This is a genomic window from Microscilla marina ATCC 23134 (genome assembly GCF_000169175.1).
GTDB lineage: Bacteria > Bacteroidota > Bacteroidia > Cytophagales > Microscillaceae > Microscilla > Microscilla marina.
The window spans coordinates 24,492-49,960 of record NZ_AAWS01000018.1 but is presented as its reverse complement, the minus strand read 5'-3'; the positions used below and the strand labels follow the sequence as shown (position 1 = coordinate 49,960).

Genomic DNA, 25,469 nt, shown 5'->3' with positions numbered 1-25,469 from the left:
GGGCGCAAAAAATAGCCTCGTCTCAAAACAAAACCTCTACCTCAAGAATAGCAATTTAATTGCTCACCATTCCTAAGTGATCTTTCATAAATAATTTGAGCCATTAAAGTGTATCTATTGCCCTCATTCTTCTCAAAAAAAAAGCTTCATAGCTTCGGCTCTGAGAACAATATATTTTCTTGAATTGGCACATCTTATTTTTTCCAGATCACTAATTAACCAAGTTGTAACATATCTTACCTCTAATTAATAATTAATTTTTCCTGTTAGTTAACCTTATAAGATTTTATTAGATTAAGGTTTAGAAATGTATCTCGCCTTTTAGGCTTAGGCTACATAAACTCCCTTTGGAATAGGTTTTTCATCGTTCAATCAAAAACTTCACAAGTGGAATTATTTTATTTTTCCATTTTACTTAAAAGCATTGAGATAAATTTTTGCATCATTTCTTACACAAGAAACCTAACATAATTACCCACAAATACAACATCATGCAAAAGAAAATCAAAAACGAAGAAGCTGCTCAGCAACCTGAAGTTGCACAAAGAAAAGAAAGCAAATCAAACAAAAAGAAAGCTGCTATTCAAGCAAAAAGTTTTGGTGGCAAACCACTACAGCCTATACAAACCAAACAAAAGGGTCAGCCTCCGATTCAGGCAAAAGGATTTGACGGAAAACCATTGCAACCCATACCCACCAAACAGGCGAGTCAATCACCCATTCAGGTAAAACAACAACCCATACAACGCAAAAGTAACCCTCATGGGCTGCCCCATCAGCTACAAAGCAATATGGAAAATATGGGTGGAGTGGATTTGTCGGATGTGAAAGTACACAAAAACTCTGACAAACCAGTGCAACTCAACGCACACGCCTATGCTCAAGGCTCTGACATTCACCTTGCCCCTGGACAAGACAAACACTTGCCCCATGAAGCCTGGCACGTAGTACAGCAAAAGCAAGGACGGGTGCAAGCCACTACCCAAATGAAAAACAGCAATGGCAAGGTAGGCGTTAACGACAATCCAGCCCTGGAACGCGAAGCCGATGTCATGGGAGAAAAAGCCCGGCAAGGAACCCAAGGAACTACCAAAACTGAGCAAACCAACGGCAATACATCATCTACTGTACAGATGAAAAACGCGGTAATACAACGTGTACCCAAAAATAGCCACTATGGTACATTTACTGACACTACCTATGCCCTACAGTCAGGAGACACAAAACTTCGTATGGTGCTCAATTTTAAACCAAATGCCAATGCTGATTCTACTAAAGTAGGGCTCACCCAAACTGTAAAAGCCATAAAAGCAGGAAAAAAAGCCACCATTGACCCCAATGCCAGCACCAAAATGGCTCCCGATGGACATAGAATAGACCAGCATTCCAAGTATAGAAACCCTCTCTATGCTACTGGTAGCGAACCCGTGACAAATAAAGATAAACTTGAAAGTTATTCTACCAGCGCAAGTTGGGGGCAACATGGAGACAAAGACCCACATACCAAGGTATGGACAGATGCCATATTAAAAGATACGCCTACTGTAAGCACCAGCAATAACTCAAGCACAGAGTTTGAAACGGCGGCCATTGCCTTAGAAGGCAACGATAAGGGAACATATTATGGATCGATAAAGTGGGGATGGAAAAAAGATGGCGCTGGAAAAGTGACCAAAACTACTTTTGATGCTGTATCTAAGGGCACTCCTTCCAAAAACTTTCTAAAAGCCGTTAAAGCGTGGAATGATGGTACAACCCGCGGCACTTACGCAGCCAAGGCAGATAATACCCCTTTATATGATGGCACACTCAAAGAATTGGGCAAACTAAAAAAGGATGACACTTTTATTCAAGAAAAAGCTGCTGAAGCTGGTGGAATCATTTACACGTATGGCAAAGTAACCAGTGGTACCCAAAACACCAAAAAAGGGTACATTAAGTCAAGCGACCTGAAAGATAAGGGAGATGGTAAAAACACCATTGACTTACCGTTGGTAGCAGTAAAACTCACCAAAGAAGCCAATGTTCCTCTGTATGTTGACGCTGATAAAAAAAATAAAGCCATGGACTTGCCTATCAATACCAGGCTTAAAGTAACAGGGGAGGAAAAAGGGCTGCATAAGGTAGAAATTGTAGATGGAACGAATACCACCAAAACTGGTTATTTGGAAAAAAATAAAATCAAAGATGAATAATTATTCCGCACAAAGCTATTGGGTCAAATATATTATTATGCTCATGATAGGCAGCACTTGCTTGCTGCCTTCTATGGCGTGCCAATCCCAAACTACAACAAACAAAATCACTCATACCATGGCTCAATCACCTCAAAACCCTATGGTTCATAAGTTGATGAACAATGCTTATGGCGACTTTTTTAACTATCTAGAGCGAGACCAAGCCGTCAATAGGGCTTGGGGTGAATCTAATAGCTTAAAAAAGCTCAAAAACATAGTAAGCGACCCAAGCCTGCCACTTAAGGCTCGTTTTTTAGCCTGTGAAGTACTGTTTGAAAAACATTTTATATTTGTAGCTGATGTAGGAGGGGCATTGGTAGCTAAAATATACGCCGATGCGCTGGTAAACAACCAGACTGGAGTAGCCAACTCGTGGGGTTTTTTGTATGAACAAGACGATGCCGGGCCTACTGGCATTCGTTTTTCGATGATAGGCAAAAGCAGTGTGCCCTATTTAGAGGCTTTGCTCGACAACAATCAGCGTACCTTGCTATATGCTGGCAGCAAAGAAGCCACCATAGGCAATGCCTACCAATACCGGGTCAAAGATTTTGCCGCTTTTTATTTGTCTAAAATCACCCTTACTCCCATTACTTTTTATCAAGATATGGCCAAACGCGATGCTGAAATTGAACGATTTAAAAAGGAGTTGGCAAAAAACTAAGCCAAGTACTGACAAATCTTAGCGAGTAATTTTTCCCCACTGGTTAACCCTGTAAGTTTTTAATAGATTAAGGAACGTGTCTCGATTTTTAAATTTAAAAGGAACGAGATGAATTTTTATGTAAAAAATACCTAACATAATTACCCACAAATACAACATTATGCAAAAGAAAATCAAAAACGAAGAAGCTGCTCAGCAACCTGAAGTTGCACAAAGAAAAGAAAGCAAATCAAACAAAAAGAAAGCTGCTATTCAAGCAAAAAGTTTTGGTGGCAAACCACTACAGCCTATACAAACCAAACAAAAGGGTCAGCCTCCGATTCAGGCAAAAGGGTTTGACGGAAAACCATTGCAACCCATACCCACCAAACAGGCGAGTCAATCACCCATTCAGGCAAAACAACAACCCATACAACGCAAAAGTAACCCTCATGGGCTGCCCCATCAGCTACAAAGCAATATGGAAAATATGGGTGGAGTGGATTTGTCGGATGTGAAAGTACACAAAAACTCTGACAAACCAGTGCAACTCAACGCACATGCCTATGCTCAAGGCTCTGACATTCACCTTGCCCCTGGACAAGACAAACACTTGCCCCACGAAGCCTGGCACGTAGTACAGCAAAAGCAAGGACGGGTGCAAGCCACTACCCAAATGAAAAACAGTGATGGCAAAGTAGGCATCAATGACAACCAAGCATTGGAGCACGAAGCCGATGTAATGGGAGAAAAAGCCAAGCAGGGAACACAAGATGTTGCCAAAACTGGACAAACAAATAGTAATACACCGTCTACTGTACAAATGAAAAATGCGGTGGTACAACGTTTTAAATACTCTGATGCCAAGTATGCCAAACTCTACCCCAGACTTACTCATTATTTGAAGCATGGCATTAAGGACGTGTTAAATGTTCCTGCAATTGTAAAAGCGATGAAAAAGTATGGGCAACTTACCAAAGCCAACCTTGAAGAAGGGCTTACGTGGGGCAAAGGACCGTCGCTCGTCATCAAACCTTTGGCAGGCGCCATTGGATCATTTTCGCCTGGAATAGGCTCACAAGTGCTGAATATTGACGAAGATACAGTAAAAGAGCTGGAAAATGCTAAAGGAAACGACCGGGATATTTACCTTTTTCTCGTAGGAGAAACTATTTTGCACGAGTACATCCACTATGGAGACGATCAGGATGGAGTCGATTATCCTGGTGAGGAAGGAGACTTGTTCGAGAAAGAGGTTTACGGGCAAGACATTAGTGGCTATGATTCGGCCAAAAAAGTAGTGGAAGCCTATAAAAAGAAAAAACAAAACTAATATTTCTTATACCCTGGCAGGTTTTGCAGCCTGCCAGGTATAAAAAAACCAATGACTTTAAATATTTACCCTGATGAAATATATATACCTGCTATTCACCCTTTTACTGTTTGCACAATGCCAAAGTTCAAGCAAAAAACCTACAGAATCAAATATGCCAACAGCTAACAAAACTTCTCATAATACCAGCAGCACAAGCAACGACACTACGCAAATGCTTCGGCAAGTGATTGACCTGCCCAAACTACAGCCCTACTATCATAGCAATTTGCCCGAAAGGGTGCCCCTGGTGGTAGAAAAAAACCAGTATGTGTTAGCCAAGTCATCGCTCAAGAAATTTGACCAGCCTGTGGTTTTCTTAGACAGAGCCGGTATTGTGGCACAAAACACAAAAGCCTACCTTGTCATTACCAAATTGGATATAGATGCTCAAACAAAAAAAGCTACAGTAGAATTTACCTACCCCATTGAGGGCATTGACGGACAGGTAAGCCTGAGCAATTCTCAAGGCAAATGGGAGGTAGTAAAATCATCGATACAGGAGCAATAAATGACTTTTTTCAGCATCATTTACCCACCTGTGGCTTAGTACACTGTAAAATAAATATCTTATGCTTTTTTCGGCTTCTTTTGCCCTCTGACTTCTCTTTACAAAAATCGCGTAGCTTTGGCTATGCTCTATTTGTAAAGATCGCCAGCAAACAAAATAAACTCGAACTAAATGACAACTTACTTAATTTACAGTGTACTCAGGAATAGTACCAAAATAAATTTACATTTTTAACGTCATCTTTCGCTGACAGAATTCGTTAAAAAAACTTGCCGTCCCGCAGGGCTGGCTCAACATCCACAGGATATTGCCCTGCCTCTCCTGCCAACAAAATATTTTGGTGTTACTATAGAAATTTAATTGCTCACCATTCCTTAGAGCTGCACCTTTCCAAACTTCAGGTATATATCCCAGGTAATGGTACGCTGACGAACTTCTTCGCCCCAGACTTTGGTAAGTTCAGGGCGGAGTGTTTCTACTGGGTTCACCCCGTTTTGTACAATGTATTTTTGCACACTCGACCAGGTTTTCAGGTAACCCAATAAATCGTCGAGACTCCAGTTCAATTTCATTTTAAAATCAGGGGTGGCTATAGGCTCATAAGGAAACACAATGCTTTCGTAGGCATTGTCAATGTGTTTGCGTTCAGCATCCCAGTATTTGCCCACTACCTGAGTATAAAAATGACGAATAAGGGTATTAAGTGCCGAAGCATTGGCTATTTGCGCTTCAAAATACCCCAAACCATAACCCCAAAGCGCCAGCATAGCTCCCGGACGCGCCACTCGTTGCACTTCTTCATAAAAACGTTCCATCCTAAACCAATGAGCCGCCTGCCCTACCGCAATAAAATCGACCGAGTCGTTGGCAAGCCCTGAATCTTCGGCAGTAGCCACATGATAGTGAATATTGGGCATTTGTACGGCGTGGTCTATTTGTGCTTTGCTGGCATCAGTGGCCATTACCTGGTCAAAATGACTTGCCAATGCTTTGGCCACTTGTCCGTTGCCTGTAGCACAATCCCAGGCTTGAGTTTTATTGGGTACTTGCTGTAATAAAAAATCGTATAGACCTTCAGGGTAACTGGGGCGATACTTGGCATAGATGCTGGCTTGTTTTGAAAAATTATCTTTAAAGTTCATAGTAAAAAAATGCTATTGTCGCTTAATTAATTGAGTTACAACCCAATAGACACACTACCAGGTAGGGCACAAATATATCATCAAAAGGCAATGAATAACTATACGGCAGGCATATTTTTACAAATTGGCAGACACCACAGTAAAGAGGCTTCTACAAAACCTTAAATTGTTATACTTAAACTTAAAAAAAGAAAGGTTGTACAATACTTCCTCAGAGTTTTTGCCCAATCATAAAGTATATTCATATTTATCGAGTAATTTTGGGGACTGATTAATATAATATTAAAAAGAGTAAGCATAATGGAGCACAATGTAGCCGAGGCTAAAAAAACAGACGCAAACAACAACTCTACTGAGAAAAAACATTGGTACCTTAAGCTAAAAGAAAGATGGGGAGTAAGCAGTGATTTTCAAGTATTTTTGATTTTTGTAGTATTTGGCCTTACTGGATCTACCGTAGTATATGTCAAAGGCTTTTTTTTCCAAATCATAGGGTTTGATGCCGCCACGCCAGGTTGGATAAAAACGGTGACCTATCTATTATTTATTTTTCCTGCCTACCAAGCTTTACTGTTGATATATGCTTTTATTTTTGGTCAGTTTGATTTCTTCTGGGCAAAGATGAAAAAAATGGGCAAAGGCATCAAACGTTTGTTTGGTGGCAAAAAGTCAAGTAAATAATGATGGATGATACACCGTTTTTTTGAGAAAGGCTACTTGATTATCCCCCAATATAAGTTGGTCAATGTGCATATTGGCCAACTCATCTTAACAACACTATATAGTCAATTACGAATGTTCGCCAAGTGAGGCTAAAAACTATGGTCTAAGGACTCCAGACTAAATTACGAGTTTAAACCCTTGTTTTAGTGGAAATAGCTCTTAAAGCGGGCTGTCCATTCCTACTCTACCCTACTATTTTTCGCCCTGATTTGTGTCTCCACAACCGAGTTTACGAGCTCTGCGCAGCTAAATCAAACCACCCACAAATCCTTAGATGCCGATACATATCGGTACCTAAAAAATAACTTATTTTAGGGTTTCGATCGGTTGGTAAAGACACCATAGCCGTCAGGCTAAGCAAACAAGTGTAGAAAATTCACCCTAAAAATACCGCCACCGCCTCAGCGAGTGTCTCCACTCGCTGATTGAGCCTCTAAAAAAAAGCGCCCAAAGACAGTCTGGTCTCTTGTGAAGACACAAGCGACGGCGGAAAGATACCTACCCTCATGTTTCAATCCTTGTTTTAGTGGAAGTAGCTCTTAAAGTTACTGCTTTCAGGGTGTGCCATTTCAATACTAATCTGTTTCAATCCTTGTTTTAATGGAAGTAGCTCTTAAAGAGATTTATAAGGAAGCGATTAGGGTCGTCAATAGTGAAAGTTTCAATCCTTGTTTTAATGGAAGTAGCTCTTAAAGTGTATGGGGAAAGAGCAGAAGAGGCGCTTTCGGAGTGTTTCAATCCTTGTTTTAATGGAAGTAGCTCTTAAAGAGTAATAGGATATGGGGAAGCGACGAAAATATAAAGTTTCAATCCTTGTTTTAATGGAAGTAGCTCTTAAAGTGTGGTGTTCACTAGAACATTAGGCGGGCAAACTGGTTTCAATCCTTGTTTTAATGGAAGTAGCTCTTAAAGGCAACAATGCCTAAGCGTCAGTTTATAGGTGCAAAGTTTCAATCCTTGTTTTAATGGAAGTAGCTCTTAAAGTATAAATACCCCGCACACGCTACTTATTACGACGAGTTTCAATCCTTGTTTTAATGGAAGTAGCTCTTAAAGAGAGTCTTTTTGTTGGTGAAGTTGTTCTTGTTAAGTGTTTCAATCCTTGTTTTAATGGAAGTAGCTCTTAAAGCTTTTGCCTCTTTTTCGTTGTCAGTTATGTACTTATGTTTCAATCCTTGTTTTAATGGAAGTAGCTCTTAAAGTGTAAAGTGTTCGAATTTAACCCTTTCTCTGATACTGGTTTCAATCCTTGTTTTAATGGAAGTAGCTCTTAAAGAAGAAAGGGAACCAAGTATATGTAGAAGGTAGACTGGTTTCAATCCTTGTTTTAATGGAAGTAGCTCTTAAAGCATAAAGGAATTAATAAGGCGTATTGATTGCTTTAGTTTCAATCCTTGTTTTAATGGAAGTAGCTCTTAAAGAAGTCGTTTATAATCGGGCACAACGTTAGCTTCGATAGTTTCAATCCTTGTTTTAATGGAAGTAGCTCTTAAAGCTATAGCAGACAAGAGAAACAGACATATAGAAGCTGGTTTCAATCCTTGTTTTAATGGAAGTAGCTCTTAAAGAAGTCTTTTGGCGAGACAATCGCTGAATCTGCCTGGTTTCAATCCTTGTTTTAATGGAAGTAGCTCTTAAAGATTTTAATTGGTCATCTGTCCAGAGCAAATGGAGAATGTTTCAATCCTTGTTTTAATGGAAGTAGCTCTTAAAGCTACTTTACCAGAAAGTATAGGTAACTTAAGTAACCTGTTTCAATCCTTGTTTTAATGGAAGTAGCTCTTAAAGGGTGCTGAAAAAGAAAATGAGTTTCAATGGAATGAGATTTTGTTTCAATCCTTGTTTTAATGGAAGTAGCTCTTAAAGCCTACAGTTTTTCATCAGTTTATCCTGATGTAAGGGGTTTCAATCCTTGTTTTAATGGAAGTAGCTCTTAAAGGATAAGGGTATGAGGTGGATAGGTCAAAGTGGCACCCGGTTTCAATCCTTGTTTTAATGGAAGTAGCTCTTAAAGGCGCAATCTTAATAGTGCACTTAGTGCTAACAGTCGTGGTTTCAATCCTTGTTTTAGTGGAAGTAGCTCTTAAAGTTGTATTTGCGGGTGTGTAGGTAATAGGTGCCATCAGAGTTTCAATCCTTGTTTTAGTGGAAGTAGCTCTTAAAGTCAAAGCTCCACTTCTCTACCAGGTCCCATCTTACTTGTTTCAATCCTTGTTTTAGTGGAAGTAGCTCTTAAAGAAAGCCAGCTTTGAGGCATTTGCAGATCGAGCAGAAAGTTTCAATCCTTGTTTTAGTGGAAGTAGCTCTTAAAGATAACCGGAGCAGGTGTTGTTGTATGACCCTTAAAAGGTTTCAATCCTTGTTTTAGTGGAAGTAGCTCTTAAAGCCAACTACTGTTTTTGCATTGGATAATTCAACTTCGTTTCAATCCTTGTTTTAGTGGAAGTAGCTCTTAAAGGCTGAAACATTCGCCTCATCTACAAAAACATTCCGGCGTTTCAATCCTTGTTTTAGTGGAAGTAGCTCTTAAAGTGTCTTTTGATGTTTCTCACTGATTTACAATGTGTTATAGCAAATTTACTATAGCCCAAAATCAAAAAAATCAATAAGTCAAAGAGCTTTTTAAGCCCATTTTAGCAAGTTTTCCGAACAGGTAACCTACTTATAGTCAGCTTGTTAAAGGTGTATTTGGGACTATCCCAAATAAATTACCCTCCGGCAAAGGTTTTTGTTGAGGGAAGGCATCCGCTTTGATGCGTACAAGATGCACATCTTTTTTTAGATTTAGTAGCATTGTGCAATTTTTTTTATTCAATGAGGGAGCACCTCACCTACTTTTTCTGAAAGGCAAAGCAGTACACAAAAACTATTTGATTACGGGCAAGTACTTTCACCAAAAAATGTTTATTTTGGAATTTTGCCGCAACTCACTCAGCATGATGACAACCCCAACTATTGGTACTTTCTCTCTCTCCCGCAACTTGCGCCTGTTGCAAGACAAGAAGACGGTCAGCATACAACGTCTGTACAAATACCGCTGGCTTTATGTAAGCGTGTTGGGGATAATGTCCATTACCCTGATCTTTTTTACTTTAATGATTGCTTACCTAGCTTTTGCCGAAGGTCGTCCGGCTTACCTTGGAGGAGTAGCGTTGTTTCTGATCATTGACATCAGCATGTTTTTTCTTTTACGCAACTATATTTTCAGTAAAGAAGTATTGACTCTCGACCTTGCCCAAAAAACAGTGGGTTTCAGGTTTGGCAGAAAAAAACGCTATCACTTTTCATTTGCCGAGGTGACCCAATGGCAACTCAGGGGTGAAATTTACCAACACTCCAGAGGTAAGTATGTCCACGCCAAGTTGTATTTGATACTTGCCAGCCCTCAAGCCCAGGTAGCGGGCAAACAATACCTTACTTTATTTACGTTTTTGCCCAGTGGCCTGGGAATGAATGATAGCCCCAAAACCCGTGAGAGTGCTTACCAAAGAGGCAAAGAGGTATGCGAAAAGCTACAAGAGCTCACCCAAATCCCGTGGAAATGGTACGATTACCAAAAAATACGATGATATGCTCAAAAAACTCAAACAATACATCCAATGGTTGTTTCAGGGAAACCTGCTCAGTTATCACTCCGGGGTTGCTAACCAACAACTCACGTTTAAAGGCAAAAGCCGGGCTTTTCAACGACTGGTGCTCAACAGCACCTTATCTTTGGCGGCCATTTCACTGCCTACTGTGCCTATGGTTTGGCTGGAAAACAGACATCCTCTACTGGTGATCACTGCTATTATTTTGTTACTGGCAGGATTTATTGCCTTTTGCTTAGGCGTTATTACCATGGCTTATCAACCTTTTTGGCTACACAAAAATCAACTCACCTTTACCCCCAACTACCTGCAAACGATCAATAGTGTGGGCATCAAACACACCCTCTATGCTCATAAACTCAAAGCTTTTACCCTACGCTATGATTTTAGCCAGGCAGAGGTAGTACAAATACAGTTATGGAGCAACCATCGCAAAGTCTATTTTGTCAACGCTTACCTGAGTCACTTTGCCAGCAATGCCCACGACTTGTTCGAGCAACTTAAACCTTATTTTATCGCCTGGGGTTTTAGCCATATTGACATTCCCGCTCAAAGCTCCGCCCAATCAGGCAGTTGGGTTTTTCAACGCGCTGGCAAAACTACTTTTGCCCCCAATTTGTCACTGACAGCACTACAACAAGCCTCTAAAGAGCACCAACTCAAAATAGGTAATGCACCCGAAGTAGTGGTTAAGTACCTGGTACAACAACAAGGAGAAACATTGCAGGTAAGTCGACCAAAAAACTACACAAAAAAAATGTGGTGGGGCTTTTGGCTAAGTCTCGTCATTGGCGCAGTCATCATTTTTGGGCTTATTTATATGCTTGTATACCACCCTGGCAAAAACGACGGAGGAGTATATGTTTTTTTAGGCTGTATAGGGCTACTTTGGATCATATTTGTGGCGTTATTTTACAGCAATGCCACCGAAGCATTTTGCCTGAGGGTAAGCCCTGAGGAGTTTTACATAAAAAAAAGAAAAAAAGAACAGCGCTACCCTGCCCATCAAATACAAGGTTTGAGATTACAAGGCATTATTAGCCAAGGCAGGTATACCACAGTCATGGGGAGGCTAAGCCTGGTAGTCAATCACGAAAGTGCCCCTCAACCTATTATTTTATTAATTGTAGACTCTGGTCGTTCAGAAAAACTAGATACTCCATTGGTGCGTGACAGTACCTACCAGCGAAGTATGCGCCTTGCCCGACTCATTGCCCAACCTATGGGGCTTGAAGTAGACTGGAAGGGGTTCAAAGAAGGATTTGCCAATATTAAGTCATGAGGTTTGGGTATACTCCTGATGGTTCCCCTCCCACTTGTGTACTTTGCTCGCCGGAAGTTGTTTTTTGCTTGCAAGTTTTATAACATTTAATTATGTTAAATAAAGATGATTTATTAAAAAAAAGCCCTCAAGAGAAGACAAATACTGTTACCAAACGAATACAACTTTTTTTAGCTTTCATACATAGTATTTTGCCCCAACACATAGCAACTCACCTATAAATACTGGTTTTTTCAAAGATATCTTCTGTTTTTTAATGCTGAAGTGCAATCATTTTTTTATAATTGCGCCCTCTTTAGGAATGGGCAAAAATAACTTTTCGTTTCCGAGGTGATACTTTATGTTGATAGGTTGATGATTTTTTCTGGCTTTAGCCAGGGTATACAAAAATGCCTCGTGCCAACATAAAGTCTCTGACTCCAGAGAAATAACTTATTTTCAAGCACTCCTTATAATCATAGACAGACCATAAACAAAGAATGAAAAAGATCATTAGCCTGCTGGGGCTCGCTTTATTTAGCATTACTCAAGTTTTAGCACAGGGCAAAGCACCCACCCCTAAGCCCTCCACCATGGACAATATACTCAATGAAATAAGCAACGCTGTTTTTTTCAGCATCAACATTGGTGGTGCCAAAATACCCGTAGTATTGATGTGGCTGCTGGCTGGAGCCATATTTTTCACCTTTTACATGAAGTTTATCAACCTCACCGGATTCAAACACGCCATTGATGTGGTAAGAGGTAAATATGATGACCCAAATGATGTAGGAGAAGTATCTCACTTTCAAGCACTTACTGCAGCTCTTTCGGGCACTGTGGGGGTAGGTAACATTGCCGGGGTAGCCGTAGCCATTTCGCTGGGAGGACCTGGCGCTACTTTTTGGATGATTCTTGCCGGATTCCTAGGGATGTCATCCAAGTTTGTAGAATGTACCCTGGGGGTAAAATACCGCGACAAGCACGCCGATGGCTCGGTGTCGGGTGGTCCTATGTACTACCTAAGCAAAGGATTGGCATTGCAAAACAAAAAGAAACTAGGAAAAATACTTGCTATCATTTTTGCCGTGTTCTGCGTAGGAGGTTCCTTTGGTGGTGGCAATATGGTACAAATCAACCAGGCTACCCAACAACTCATCATTGCCACTGGAGGCACCGATAGTTACCTGTATGGTCAAGGATGGATTTTTGGGGTAGCTATGGCAATTGTAGTAGCCATTATCATTATTGGAGGAATCAAGAGTATTGCCAATGTAACCGACAAAGTGGTGCCTTTTATGGTAGGTATTTATGTAGCTGCCGCCTTGTTTGTCATCTTGAGCCACTTCTCAGAAATCCCCAAAGCATTTGGTATCATCGTCAACGGAGCGTTTTCAGCAAAAGCTGCCTACGGTGGTTTTATTGGGGTGTTGATTATGGGTTTCAAACGTGCGGCATTCTCCAACGAAGCCGGTATTGGCTCGGCATCTATTGCGCACTCGGCAGCCAAAACCGACGAACCAGTAAGCGAAGGAATAGTAGCTTTGCTTGAGCCTTTTATCGATACTGTAGTAATTTGTACAATGACTGCCCTGGTCATCATTATCACTCAATCTTACTCGGTGCCCACCAGCAACAACTCTGAAGCCATTGCGCTTACCTCTAAGGCCTTTGGTTCGGTGATGCCTTTCTTCCCTACGGTGTTGTCTATTGCAGTTATCCTGTTTGCTTTGTCTACCATGCTCTCTTGGTCTTATTATGGTACCAAATCCTGGGCTTACCTGTTTGGCGAAGGACAAGTGGCAAGCATTAGCTACAAAGTATTGTTTTGTTCTTTTATTGTAGTTGGTTCAGCCGTAAGTGCACAAAGTGTGTTTGATTTTGGCGATGCTATGATCTTTGCTATGAGCTTTCCCAATATATTGGGGCTTTACTTGCTGGCACCCGAAATCAAGAAAGACCTTGCTACCTATATGGGTAAAATAAAAACAATGAGAAAAGCATAAGTTAGGTTCTTAAAACCTGTAAACATATATAGAAGACAACCTCTTTTGGGGTTGTCTTTTTTTATGATGCACAGTGTGTTTTTTTTGTTTGACCCTGTTAGTACAGACTCAAGGAGTTTCAACCAAATAACATACTGATTATAAGCAATTTACATCGACTTGTAGCTCATAGCTTATCGCTTGCTACTACTTATCATGAAATATCCTTAACTTTAAAAACCAAAAGAGTCACCAAACAATAAAATCAAGCAAATATATGCTCTTTAAAGATATCATAGGACAAACTGAAATCAAACAACAACTTATTCATGCCATTCAGAGCAACCACGTGGCACACGCCCAAATGTTTTGGGGGGCCGAAGGAGGAGCTGCTCTGCCGTTGGCTTTGGCTTATGCCCAATACATACATTGCGAAAACAAACAAGCCACTGACGCTTGTGGTACTTGTGCTGCCTGTATCAAAAGCCAAAAGCTTATTCATCCTGATCTTTCGTTTGTGTTTCCGGTGGCTACTACCAAAAAAATAAGTTCCAAACCTGTCAGCAAAGATTTTATGGAAGAATGGCGGCAGTTTTTGACCAAGCACCCCTATGTAAGCCTCAGCGATTGGTTGAGTTTTATTGATGCCGAAAGCAAACAAGCCAATATTTCGGTAGACGAGAGCCGTCATATTATTCAACAGCTTTCACTAAAACCATTTGAAAGCGAATATAAAATTTTACTGCTTTGGTTGCCCGAATTTATGAACATCAGTGCTGCCAACGCCATATTGAAAATACTGGAAGAGCCTTCGCCCAAGACGCTGTTTTTGTTGGTAAGCCAAAACCCTAACCAGCTACTTGCCACTATTATATCACGGGTGCAGGCTGTGCAAACCGCCCCTATTACCGACGAAGAAGTAGCCAACTACCTCGTGGCTCATCAACAACTCCCCCCCGAAAAAGCCCAACAAGTAGCTTATATGGCAGATGGTAGCATCAATGCCGCCATTCACTTACTCGACAATACCCACCACACTCAACACGAGCTTTTTGTAGAGTGGATGCGTACTTGTTTTAAAAAAGACATGGAAGCATTGGTAAGTCTCACCGATACTTTTGCCAAGTTGAGCAAAGACCAACAAAAAAACTTGTTTCAATACGGGCTACACATCTGCCGCGAAGCATTGGTATGGAAACAAGGCGACGAGCAGCTAGTGCGCTTGGCAGGCAAAGAATATCAGTTTGTGCAAAACTTCTCAAGAGTACTGCAAATACACAATAGTAGTTTATTGTACGAACAGTTCAACGACGCCATTTTTCATCTGGAGCGCAACGCCAGCCCAAAAATTGTATTTATGGATACCTCGCTCCATATCATTCAAATCATCAACCCCACTCGTAAATAATTGATTTTGAGTAAAATTATTCACATATTTGCTAGTTAATTATCACAAAAACGGCATTAGTGCAGTTGGTAGTTTTTTAATAAAATAAAGTGTTTAATGCCTGACAGGTTTTAAAAACCTGTCAGGCATAGATAGAAAACCCTGATTTTTCCTTGATTTACAGGCTTTAAAACACTTGATGAAATATTATACTGTCAACCACCTACACTATGATCCTTTTGTGTTTCATATAATCTCAACAAAAAGAAAGGATTGTTTCCATGCACATCAGAATTGGAACCAGGGGCAGCAAACTGGCTCTTTGGCAGGCAAATTACGTAGCCGATTTATTACAAAAAGGAGGAGCTACCACAGAGTTGGTAATGGTTGAAACAAAGGGAGATAAGATTCTGAATAAGGCACTCTCTAAAATAGGCAGCAAGGGGGTTTTTACCGAAGAGCTGGAAGAGCATTTGCGTCAAAAAGAGGTAGACATTGCCGTGCACAGTGCCAAAGATGTTCAATCGACCTTGCCTGACGACCTGGAACTGATTGCTTTTTCTGAACGGGAGGAGGTGCACGATGTTTTAATCAGCTTTAATACCGATGCCCGCCTCGACACCTTCAACAGTTCCTACATTATAGGCACATCTTCTACCCGACGAGTAGCTCAACTCAAGCATTATTACCCCAAAATTCGCACCGCTGACGTAAGGGGCAACCTGCAAACCCGGATGAAAAAGCTGGAAAAGGGCAATTATGATGCGTTGATTTTGGCGTATGCCGGGGTTCACCGCATGGGCTTCTCAAAATACATTGTAGAAGACCTCTCTCCCAACAAGTTTATACCTGCAGTAGGGCAAGGCTGCGTGGCTATAGAAGCTGCCAAAGACCTCAATAACGATAAAGTGGCTATGATCAGGCAATGTGTAAACGACAAAAAAACCGAGCAGTGCCTGCGTGCCGAAAGATCGTTTCTGAAAACCCTCGAAGGTGGCTGTAGTATTCCAGTATTTGGGCTTGCCCGCATCAAAAAAAACCAAATAGAGCTCAAAGGAGGCATTATAAGCCTCAACGGGCAAGACCTGGTAAAACAGCAAGCTAAAGGAGTACTAGATGACGGCGTTAGTATTGGAAAACAATTGGCTGAACGTATTTTGCAAGATGGTGGCGAGGAGATTTTAAGTGAAATCAAAGCGAACCTTTAGGCCTTTGCTACAAAACTTAGAATACCAAGGTTATTTCCCAAACATTAATCCTACCTGCCAGGTTTTGAAAACCTGGCAGGTAGGATATTTCTCAAAAAAATCGGTTTTCCCTAATAAAATTTGATAATCTTTGAATGGTGTGACAACCCCTACTTTGCTTTCAAGAGTAGCACCTTTTATTGGCATAACCATCAGGTTTACTGGAAGATTGCTGACTATGTAACGGCTCTTTAAGGAACAAGTAATGCCAACTTTTGAAATAGATAAGTAGCCACCAAACTGTTGCTTCTTCGTATATTGGTACTGTACCACGTTTTTCTTAAGGCATCAAAATTGTAAAATATAATAATTTAAAAGGCTTCGTTCCAATTAATCACTATCTTGTTTTTGATTAAATCGCTATGTCTAAAATATTATTATACGAAGCAGTTTGAAGTAATTATTGAGCATTCCTGCTGAAAATATTCACCCAAAAAAAATGGCAAAACTCTTTGGTAAAGAAATTAATCTAAATTTTGGTGCAATCAAAACCCGGTTGATCGCGAGTTTTGCACTGATTGGCTTGTTTGTACTGCTTATTATACTAGTAGCCTACCTTGCTACCAGCAGCACCATTCGGCAAAACGATCAGGTAATGTCGATTTATCAGCCCACCAATCAATCGGTTCAGGCATTACAAATCGACATTAGCCAAACCATCAGAGCCATTCAAAAACGAGTAAATGTTTATTATGATTCCCAGGAAGAGTTTATCAAAAATTTGTACCGAGACCTCCGGACAATTAACAAACTAAAAAGGGCGCAAGTCAAGCATTTAGAAAAACTCAATGCAGTGTTTGCCCAATACAACCGAACAGAACTCAAAGATATTTTTCAGAATATTCAAGGTAACTTAAAAAAAATCAACGCTGAGATTGACAAATGTCGCTTTGTTGTACGTAACTCTGAGAAAATCAATCAAAAAATTTGGCGATACCAACACCTCACTGCTCCCACAACTCAAGACACCATTCTTCTGCTGCATAACGAAGAGCTTGCCAACTTGCTAGAAGTAAAACTCGTGCCACTGGAAGCAGAGCTCCATAGCCTGGTCAAAGAGTTTATTTTTAAAAATAACATTGTGATCAAAGAAACCAACCACCTGCTCAACGACAACCTGCACATGTTATTGATCATGGAGTTTTTAATGGTGGCTATTCTCTGTATTATTATATTTTTTGCCATCCAGTTGCTCATGAAATACCTCAACAACGACCTAGAGGTGATCGTTCTCTACATAAAAAAGCTTTTGAATGGCGAAATTCCCAAACGCCCCTTCACCAAAAGCCATGAGTTCATGACCTTGGCACACCACCTCAATGCTTTAATCAAAGATTTGGTAAGCCTCAGAAGATTTGCATTAAGAGTGAATGATAACAAGTTTGACAATGACGAAGCGCTGTTTAAAGACTCGGGAGATTTAGGTGCAGCCCTGGCAAAAATGCGGGATGGACTCAAGCAAGTATCTGACGAAAACAAGGAACGCTACTGGAGCAATGCCGGAATTGCCAAATTCAGTGATATATTACGCTCTAATGTTGACAACTTGTTGAACATGGGGAATGACCTGATATCGAACCTGGTGAAGTACCTTGAAATCAATCAAGGTGGCTTTTTCACGGTAGAGCACGACCCGGAAGGCAAAGAAGAGTATTTGCAGCTTACTGCTTCGTATGCTTACAATAGCCAAAAATACCTTGAAAAAAAGGTACTGAGAGGACAAGGGCTCATAGGACAAGCCTGGGTAGAAAAAAACACCATTTACCTGAAAGATATTCCTAAAGACTATGCCATTATCACCTCTGGAATGGGCGAAGCTACGCCTACCTGTATCGTAATTGTGCCATTGCATGTAAACGGAATGGTGCTGGGGGTTATAGAGTTAGGCGCTTTTCATGATATTGCACCTTATAAAGTAGAGTTTATAGAAAAAATAGCCAAGGATATAGCCTCCTCTATTGCTGCCACCCGTGCCAACGAACAAACTCGTTTGTTGCTGACCGAATCGCAAGAAAAAACAGAGACGATGGAGCGTCAAGAGGAGATTATGCGTAAAAATGTGCGACAACTGCAAGACACTCAAAACGTGATGCGTCAAGCGCAAAAAGAGCTTGCTACTAAAGAAGCCAACCTCGATGCCCTCATCAATAGTACGCCCCACGCCATGATTGCCTTTGACCTAAGCTACCGGGTAACCGCTATTAACAAGTCTATGCGGCAACGCTACATAGAAACCGGGGTAAACCTCGATATTGGCAACAATATGCTGGATGCCATGGCTAAAGAAGAAATTGAAAAACACCAGCACGAATACAAACGGGTGTTATCGGGTGAAAAATTTGTGGTGATGCATCAATCTATCAAGAACAACCAAGAGTTTTTCTATTTGCTCAATTACAACCCTATCAAAGATCACAAAGGCAAGGTGATAGGCGCCTCGCTCTTTATAGAAGATATTTCACAGCAACAACGGGCACAAATGTCGTTGAAAGAAACCGAGCGTAACCTTAAATCACTGATTAACAACACTGAAGATGCCATTGTAGCTTTTAATCAAGACTATGAAATACTGGTGGTAAATGATAAATACAAAGAAAAGTTTAAAGACCATCCACTAAGGCTGGAAGCCGGAGCCCATATACTCGATTTTTTAGAAAAAGGCCACGAAGAAGAATGGAAAGTGTACTATGAGAGGGCATTGGGTGGCGAAAGCTTTATGGAGCTGCGAGATGAAACGATCTTTGGTTTTAAACCCCGTTATTTAGAGTACTGGTTTAACCCTATTTATGATGAAGGACAAGAAGTAACTGGAGTATCTATATTTTCGCGCGATGTGAGCGAAGCTCGAAGCTCAGAAAGAAAAGTAAGACAATTGTTGCTGGAGTCGTTAGAGTCGGAAGAAAAACTAAGAAGGCACGAAAACGATATGCAAAAGCGCATTGTAAATTATGAAAAACGCATTCAAGAACTCGAAGAACAAATAAAAATACTGGACAACCTGGGCAATGAACCAGGTATTCAATAAAATGTGCAAGATCTCAAAAGCAAAAAAGTCGGACACTGACAGTGCCCGACTTTTTTTGTTTTGACTCTACAATTAAATAATCAGCTGATTAGTGATCTGGAAAAAATAAGGTGTGCCAATTCAAGAAAATATATTGTTCTCAGGCGATTCAAAAAAAACGGTGCATAGCCAAAGCTATGAAACTTTTTTTTGAGAAGAATGAGGGCTATAGATACACTTTAATGGCTCAAATTATTTATGAAAGATCACTTATCGCTTAATCATCAGCTTTTGACGTGAAATGACCCCACCTGCTCCGTCATAAAGCGTTACCAGGTACAGGCCTCTTACTATGTGCGACACTCCAAACTGAATTTTACCACTTTGGTCTACCGTAGGTTGTATGTTTACCTTTTGCCCGTTCAAGTCGCTCAACACTACCTGAGGTGTGCCTTGACTGATGTGGCTATAGCTTAAAGTAACCACATTGCTTGCCGGGTTGGGGTACATAGTAACTACAGTGGTATTGTTTGCCATCGCAAACGCATTTTGTTGTGCTGCCGTAGCGATCACCCTGCTTTGGCTTGCTTTACCGTTTAAGTAAGCTTTTACATTTTGGAAAGCGCTTGCGTCTAAGTCACCATCAGTAGTTTTTACTTCTATGTAGTATACTTTATCTTGGGTATTTACCCCTTTCATAGTATAAGAAGTAAGCAAAAACTTTTGGTTTTGGTAAGCATTCCAACGCATTTTCATTTCGGCATTGGTACCAGCGGTCGCATAGTCTGCTTTCTGCACCTGCACCTTGCGGTGGTCATACTCAAAGCTAAAATCAATGGCATGTAGTTTACCTTCTCCCCGGTAATATACCGGAATACGATACCCACCATCACCCATGTCCTCAGAATTGAACAAGTCAATGGCAAGCGTTCCTTCGCTTTTAGTGGTGCGCAAATGGTTGCTCACCCCGGTAATCCAGCTTCCGTCTACATCGCCTAACATAATACCATAAAACAAATTATTGGTATTGCCAGTATCACATACTGAACCCTCTTGTACCGGGCGGCAAGTAGTCAAGTCAGGGGCATTGTCGCGCCAAAAACCAGCATCACTTGCCGTATTGCCTACATACACCGGATAATTATTTGTGGCATTAAAATCTACAGCCGTATTTACCGTTGTTTGGTCTACAAAGCGCCAGTCTAACGAATACACTCCGGCTTGGGTGGGTTGCTGCCCAGTGTTACCCGCAGTATAGGCATAATTCCATACCTGAGGGTATTCCTGCATTTTCAACACAATGCGGTTTTGAATCAAAGTAATGTCATTGGCTCTTACCTTGTCGTTCATATTTACATCTGCTGCCAACATCTGGAAAGCATTCGGTGTCCAGTTGCTGTTTCCATTGCCAGTATTGTTCTGATCAAAGGTGGTAATCAGCCCGGCATAATAACAATCCATCCCATTTACCACATTCATCATATCAGGAGCGGTACCAGTTTGGCCATTATAATCTCCCGGAATATCTCGTTTGATAGTCACGTGGCTTCCCTGAGTTTTGTCATACACAAAATATCCGTTCGCATCGGTATTTACTGTAGTAGCTGATAAAGTATCACAAGTGGCTACATTGCCGTGAATATTGGTAATCAAGTGGTTGCCGCTGTTGTCGTAAGCCAATGGACGAATGCCGCCTTCCTGGTTCCAGTAAATAATACGGGCTTTTAACTTATTGACATCTGGGGTTACTTCTACCATTCCGGGGTCGGCACATTTATCTTCTTCGCCCAAGGCGTAAGACTCTGACACCTGACAGGCTGTAATCGGGAACTGTCCAGTCACCGCTGTTTTTAGTCGGAACTTGATACAAATGACATTACCCGAACCAGTAAAGTAACGGGGGTTGGTGGCGTTTTGAGCATCTCTATAAAAAATACTGCTGTATACTCTATTTTGCCCGGCTTCATAGTTGATATATACATCTTCAAAACCTTGACCGTTGGTAGTCACCACTTCACCAAATTCATAACGGCGATCTTTGGGCAAGTTCAAATCGGTGATAGGTTCTACTACGCTGGCATCGTACTGCAAGCAATAGTCCATGCCAATGATACCCGCAGTTACATTGGTTTTGGCCTTGAGCCACACACATACTGTGTCGCCTACACAACTAAAAGTAGCGTTGCCAATTTGGTAAGGGCAAGAATCATCGAGAGTAATTACAATTTCATCATTTACCACACACTCGTCACCATTGTAAGTATAAGTAACTACTACATTGTAAGTCCCAGCTTCGGTAACACAATAAGCAGAGGCAGTGCCCCCAGGAGCAACAATGTCCACCCCATCTTTTTGCCACTGGTAGTTTACACTAATATTTTGGTTTGCCAACTGAGGAAAAGCCAAGGTAGCATCTAAACATCGAGGAAATTCACCAGCTTTGAGTAAAAGGTCATCTCCCAAGCCAGTAACGAGGCCACCATTACTGTTATTAGTATTGGTGCTATTGCCTTGCGTCCAGCCAGTGTTATTTTTGGCAGGGTCAAAAGCACTCTGGCTAAAATTACCTGCATAATAAGTAGCGCTTCCAGTAACGGCAATGTCTTGGATATTTAGATATTCCCCATCCACTATTGCTACGTTGGGTACAGTTTCTATGCTTGCCTGCTGCCCAGTAGCAGTAGAACGCAAAATAATGCGTTTACAAGGAAATCCTGCTACTATCCAGCTATTAGTAACAGATACAGGGGAACCCGACTTCACCTGAAATGTGTAATCATTGCCTGGTGTGAAAATCAAATCACCAATAGTATATTTATCAACAGGATAAAGTATTGGTGCAGCCAGATTAGTGAATGCACCAGGTCCATTAAATGTAGCTTTATTAATAGTACCTTTCCCCGTTAAATTGCCTCCTCCATCAAATATTAACTCATTAATTAATGAATTCTCATTCTCAATAATGCTTCCACTACCTTTAAAATGAACAATATTATAAGTATGATTTCGAGGCGACATAGCCGCTCCATCACTTGTAAAAGTGATGGTAGAGCCTGTAGTAACTAAAGTAACATTACTAGGTGCAATAATTAGAGTTCTTAAAAACCCATTGATTACTCCTGCTAACTCTACCTGTGAATTGGTAATGTCTAATTTTTTGGGCTCACTTACTGTTTTCTCAGACAACCACAAATAAAAAGCACTAATGGTATGAGTATTTACGTTGAGTTCACCTGCATACAAACCAATGATGGTATTAGCACGAAATGCTGTGCTCAATCTAAAATCGCTTTGTAAATTCCAAACACCATTTACATCTTCAAACTCTACAAACCTGCTTTCTAATATTTGGTCAGCAATATCAATGGTAGAAGGAGTAAAACCTCCGTTCTCAGTTCTTGCCCTAAAGATAAGTTTACTTTCAAAAGAAGAGGTCATCAAAGTTTGACTTGGCAAATGTAGTGACCCATAAATAGTAAGTTGGTTACCTGCTACCCCTGCCCAATCAGGTTGATTAGTAACTGTGTTAGCCCAAGTAATATCACGAACACTTGCCACAGATTGGTCAAGTGTAACTACCTGTCCTGCAGCACTAAACGAGTTGTTATCGAATATTACATTATCAAAAGGGGTAGGAATACATTCACCAAAAGTACCACCAGAAGTTAATGACCAGTGGTCTTTGTCTCCCCAATTACCAGTGCCTCCTACCCAATACAAAGTACGTGTTGTAGCAGCAGCAAATGCCCAACCTGTGCTCCCGCTTAAGTTTTGCCCATTATTTACTACTATATCAGTATTTGCCGTATTGGTAGCGTTTACCTGGCTAATTTGCAGATAATCAACATTTATGGTACTGCTTTGAAAGTCTATCTCAGCAGTGCCTGTTGATTGAAAAGTAATGGGATTACTACAATCGCCCAATGCTGAAAATGTTCCAGTAATTTTTTGACTGGTAGCATTAGTAAAAGTATAGGTTTTGCCTTTAGTAACAATCAAATGATTAAATTCTTGGCTTCCATTCAACTCACCTGAATGTTGAAAATGAGCGGTACCATTAATGATATTTTGCCCTGAAATTTTAGCCAGTTCAACAGTAGAAGTAATATTATTGAAATTAGAGTAGCCAGTTAAATCTGCTGGGCTATAGTTTTCGAGTATTACATCGTGATAGTCAAGCCTGCGAGTAAGCGATCCACTCGCATTCATGCTCACTACATGAATTGTTGAATTGCCTGGGTATATAGTTAACTTGGCAGGTAAATTAGCTTCACCACCATATACACTCCAGTTACGTACATACACATGAGAATTATTTAAGTAAAGGTTACGTGGGTAATCGTAAGAACCGCTTGAAAACTGATAAGCAGTTATGCTATAGTTTCCAGCAGTATTGGTATTCAAGGTGCCATTGTTAAAATAGATTTGGTTTTTAATGCTGGCATTGCCCACACTAAAATCACTTTCTAATGTATATGTTCCTCCTCCTATAAAATATACCCTATTGTCAAAAGCCTTGCCTGCCATATCAATAGTATGGGTATTGTCACCACTAAAATATATCTCTCCACCATAACTCATGGTCATATTCGAAGTAAACTTCAAAGAGCCATTAATAAATAGCTTTTCAGTCAAAGGATTTGTAAATACAGGATTGGCTGTAATATTGTCGTTCCAGGTCATGCTTCCAATACTGGCAGCAGACAAATCCATTTCTACCTGATTGTTACCCCCAGGAAAACTGGTTGCATCAAAAACAACCACATCATTATAATCAGGTATGCAACCGTCAGATGATCCACTGGCTACATTAACCCAGTTAGCCGAGTTTGACCAAAGGTTGTTTACCCCGGCATTTTGCCAACGGTAATTTTTAGAGGCATTGGGAGAAAATACCCAACTTCCATATTTAGCTACATCAGTGCCTGTAAAAGTAATATCATTAAGGCTCGCTACATTAGGGATAGCAGCAAAATTTGCGGTACCATCTACTTTCAGGTTATATACTTCAAAATAATCTGCCGAAACAATATTATTGATAGTAATTGTTTTGTTCTGTCCTAACCAACTAATAGGCGCACCACAAACTCCATTGGCGGTAAGGTTATCTATAACCACACCACTGATGTAGTAAGCCATTTCATACTTTTTGCCTGCTGTTAAAATAAGATTTGTAAAAGTATTGGTACCTCCATCAGCAAAATACCCATTTGTATTGAAAGTGGTTTTATTAATAGTCGCATTACCACCTATATTTACTACTCCCCCTGTTTTGGCTGGATTACCCAATACCAATTCATTGTAAGTCAAGTTACCTACGCCTACACCAGCAGTTGCAGCATCAATAGTAATAACAGAGCCAGTAGAAGTAAAAGTCACATTAGAGCTCCCCACCAACCAAGCATTTTTATCAGGGTGTAAATTACTTAATGTAATATTTGAATTTTCAATGTTCAATGTTTTGGCAATGTCACCATCTGCACCAGATATTGAAAAGCGACGACACTGGATATTTTTATTTTTCGCAATAAATGCGCCTCCTGTAAGCGTAATGAACCCAACATCAAGATCACTAACTACTTGCCTTATACCAATGTTCTTTAACTGTAAATTGAGATTAGACCGAGAGATAGTACCTAAGTTGATAACTTGAGTACCTGAGCCGTTTAGCTCAAAAGTTCCTTGCCCACCAGCAATGGCCTGGTCACTTAAGATCAAATCACCATAAATCACCAATGAATTTGCATAAGCTATATTTAGGCTAACATTAGCTGATGCTGTTAAACTATTACAAATATCCCCACTAACAATAGCAACAGAGTTATTCACCATATAAGCAGCATCAAAAACTACATCTGTTAAAGGTGAAGGAACGTTAGCGGTTGCCTGTGGAGCACCACCTCCATCGGCATCTTCCAACCAGTTCTGATTGTTTGACCACGCTGTATTACTGCCAGCACCTGTCCAATAAAAGACACTTTGAGCGTTTGCCTGGAACACAGTAAAACAAACAAGGCTTAGTATAATTACTATACTTTGCCTAAATTTAATCTTAGAAGTTTGCATCATATAAAATCTAGCTTTTATTGTTGTAAAACTTGAGAAGTATTCTCAGTAGCTATAGTACCGCTCTTTGCCTCTTCGATGGACAAAATTACATACAAAAACATAAGTAACTGATTTACAGCATAATAAATCATTACTACAACTAACCAATGCATTTTAAAGGTGCCGTATTACCCTTCTAAATTTACCTTATAAGCTCAAGCTAACAACACAGGTAGCCATTCTTACCCCAAAGTATTCAGGAAAAAAAAATACTCAGAAGAAGGCTCAACAGTTGCCTTGATAAATCGTATTTTGCAAA

The 25,469-nt window shown here is 40.5% G+C and carries 14 protein-coding genes and 1 CRISPR repeat array; of the genes, 11 read left to right on the top strand and 3 right to left on the bottom strand.

Features of this window, described 5'->3' with window-relative positions; genetic code table 11:
• Window positions 1–491 precede the first annotated feature (491 nt).
• From M23134_RS39905 to M23134_RS17805, 4 genes are all read left to right on the top strand, one after another.
• Complete coding sequence (locus M23134_RS39905) at window positions 492–2,195, top strand: eCIS core domain-containing protein (RefSeq protein WP_004155976.1); 1,704 nt, start codon at window positions 492–494, stop codon at window positions 2,193–2,195.
• A complete protein-coding gene (locus M23134_RS17815; RefSeq protein WP_157558531.1) occupies window positions 2,188–2,901 on the top strand; it encodes a hypothetical protein in 714 nt (237 codons plus the stop codon). The genes M23134_RS39905 and M23134_RS17815 overlap by 8 nt, the downstream gene beginning before the upstream one ends.
• A gap of 160 nt (window positions 2,902–3,061) precedes the next feature.
• Window positions 3,062–4,213 (top strand): eCIS core domain-containing protein, encoded by a 1,152-nt coding sequence (locus M23134_RS39900; protein WP_004155974.1) that lies wholly within the window; start codon window positions 3,062–3,064, stop codon window positions 4,211–4,213.
• A gap of 154 nt (window positions 4,214–4,367) precedes the next feature.
• Window positions 4,368–4,763 (top strand): hypothetical protein, encoded by a 396-nt coding sequence (locus M23134_RS17805; RefSeq protein WP_004155972.1) that lies wholly within the window; start codon window positions 4,368–4,370, stop codon window positions 4,761–4,763.
• 374 nt (window positions 4,764–5,137) lie between these two features.
• On the opposite strand, the gene M23134_RS17800 is transcribed toward M23134_RS17805, so the two are convergent.
• Window positions 5,138–5,905: a class I SAM-dependent methyltransferase gene (locus tag M23134_RS17800; protein WP_004155971.1), complete on the bottom strand. Its 768-nt coding sequence runs from the start codon at window positions 5,903–5,905 to the stop codon at window positions 5,138–5,140.
• Between the two features lie 300 nt (window positions 5,906–6,205).
• On the opposite strand from M23134_RS17800, the gene M23134_RS17795 reads away from it, so the two are divergent.
• From M23134_RS17795 to hemC, 6 genes are all read left to right on the top strand, one after another.
• Complete coding sequence (locus tag M23134_RS17795) at window positions 6,206–6,586, top strand: DUF6787 family protein (RefSeq protein WP_004155969.1); 381 nt, start codon at window positions 6,206–6,208, stop codon at window positions 6,584–6,586.
• A 550-nt stretch (window positions 6,587–7,136) separates the two neighbouring features.
• A CRISPR array of direct repeats spans window positions 7,137–9,160; the repeat unit is 37 nt; unit sequence GTTTCAATCCTTGTTTTAATGGAAGTAGCTCTTAAAG.
• A 263-nt stretch (window positions 9,161–9,423) separates the two neighbouring features.
• On the top strand, window positions 9,424–10,197 hold the full coding sequence (locus M23134_RS17790; RefSeq protein ID WP_004155968.1) for a hypothetical protein: 774 nt from the start codon (window positions 9,424–9,426) through the stop codon (window positions 10,195–10,197).
• 1 nt (window position 10,198) lies between these two features.
• The gene (locus M23134_RS17785; protein WP_004155967.1) at window positions 10,199–11,500 is read left to right on the top strand and encodes a hypothetical protein; all 1,302 of its coding nucleotides are present in this window, start codon (window positions 10,199–10,201) and stop codon (window positions 11,498–11,500) included.
• A 479-nt stretch (window positions 11,501–11,979) separates the two neighbouring features.
• Window positions 11,980–13,485, top strand: coding sequence for an alanine/glycine:cation symporter family protein (locus tag M23134_RS17780; protein WP_004155965.1), 1,506 nt, complete (start codon window positions 11,980–11,982; stop codon window positions 13,483–13,485).
• Window positions 13,486–13,741: 256 nt separating this feature from the next.
• Window positions 13,742–14,872 (top strand): DNA polymerase III subunit, encoded by a 1,131-nt coding sequence (locus tag M23134_RS17775; RefSeq protein ID WP_004155955.1) that lies wholly within the window; start codon window positions 13,742–13,744, stop codon window positions 14,870–14,872.
• Window positions 14,873–15,132: 260 nt separating this feature from the next.
• Entirely contained in the window at window positions 15,133–16,059 is a 927-nt protein-coding gene (gene hemC / locus M23134_RS17770) for a hydroxymethylbilane synthase (RefSeq protein WP_004155953.1), read from the top strand.
• Window positions 16,060–16,089: 30 nt separating this feature from the next.
• Here hemC and M23134_RS41210 read toward each other — a convergent pair whose 3' ends face one another.
• Entirely contained in the window at window positions 16,090–16,371 is a 282-nt protein-coding gene (locus M23134_RS41210; protein WP_157558530.1) for a hypothetical protein, read from the bottom strand.
• Window positions 16,372–16,537: 166 nt separating this feature from the next.
• On the opposite strand from M23134_RS41210, the gene M23134_RS38395 reads away from it, so the two are divergent.
• Window positions 16,538–19,123, top strand: coding sequence for a PAS domain-containing protein (locus M23134_RS38395; RefSeq protein ID WP_053337321.1), 2,586 nt, complete (start codon window positions 16,538–16,540; stop codon window positions 19,121–19,123).
• 249 nt (window positions 19,124–19,372) lie between these two features.
• On the opposite strand, the gene M23134_RS17760 is transcribed toward M23134_RS38395, so the two are convergent.
• Entirely contained in the window at window positions 19,373–25,171 is a 5,799-nt protein-coding gene (locus M23134_RS17760) for a T9SS type A sorting domain-containing protein (protein WP_045113797.1), read from the bottom strand.
• Window positions 25,172–25,469 lie beyond the last annotated feature (298 nt).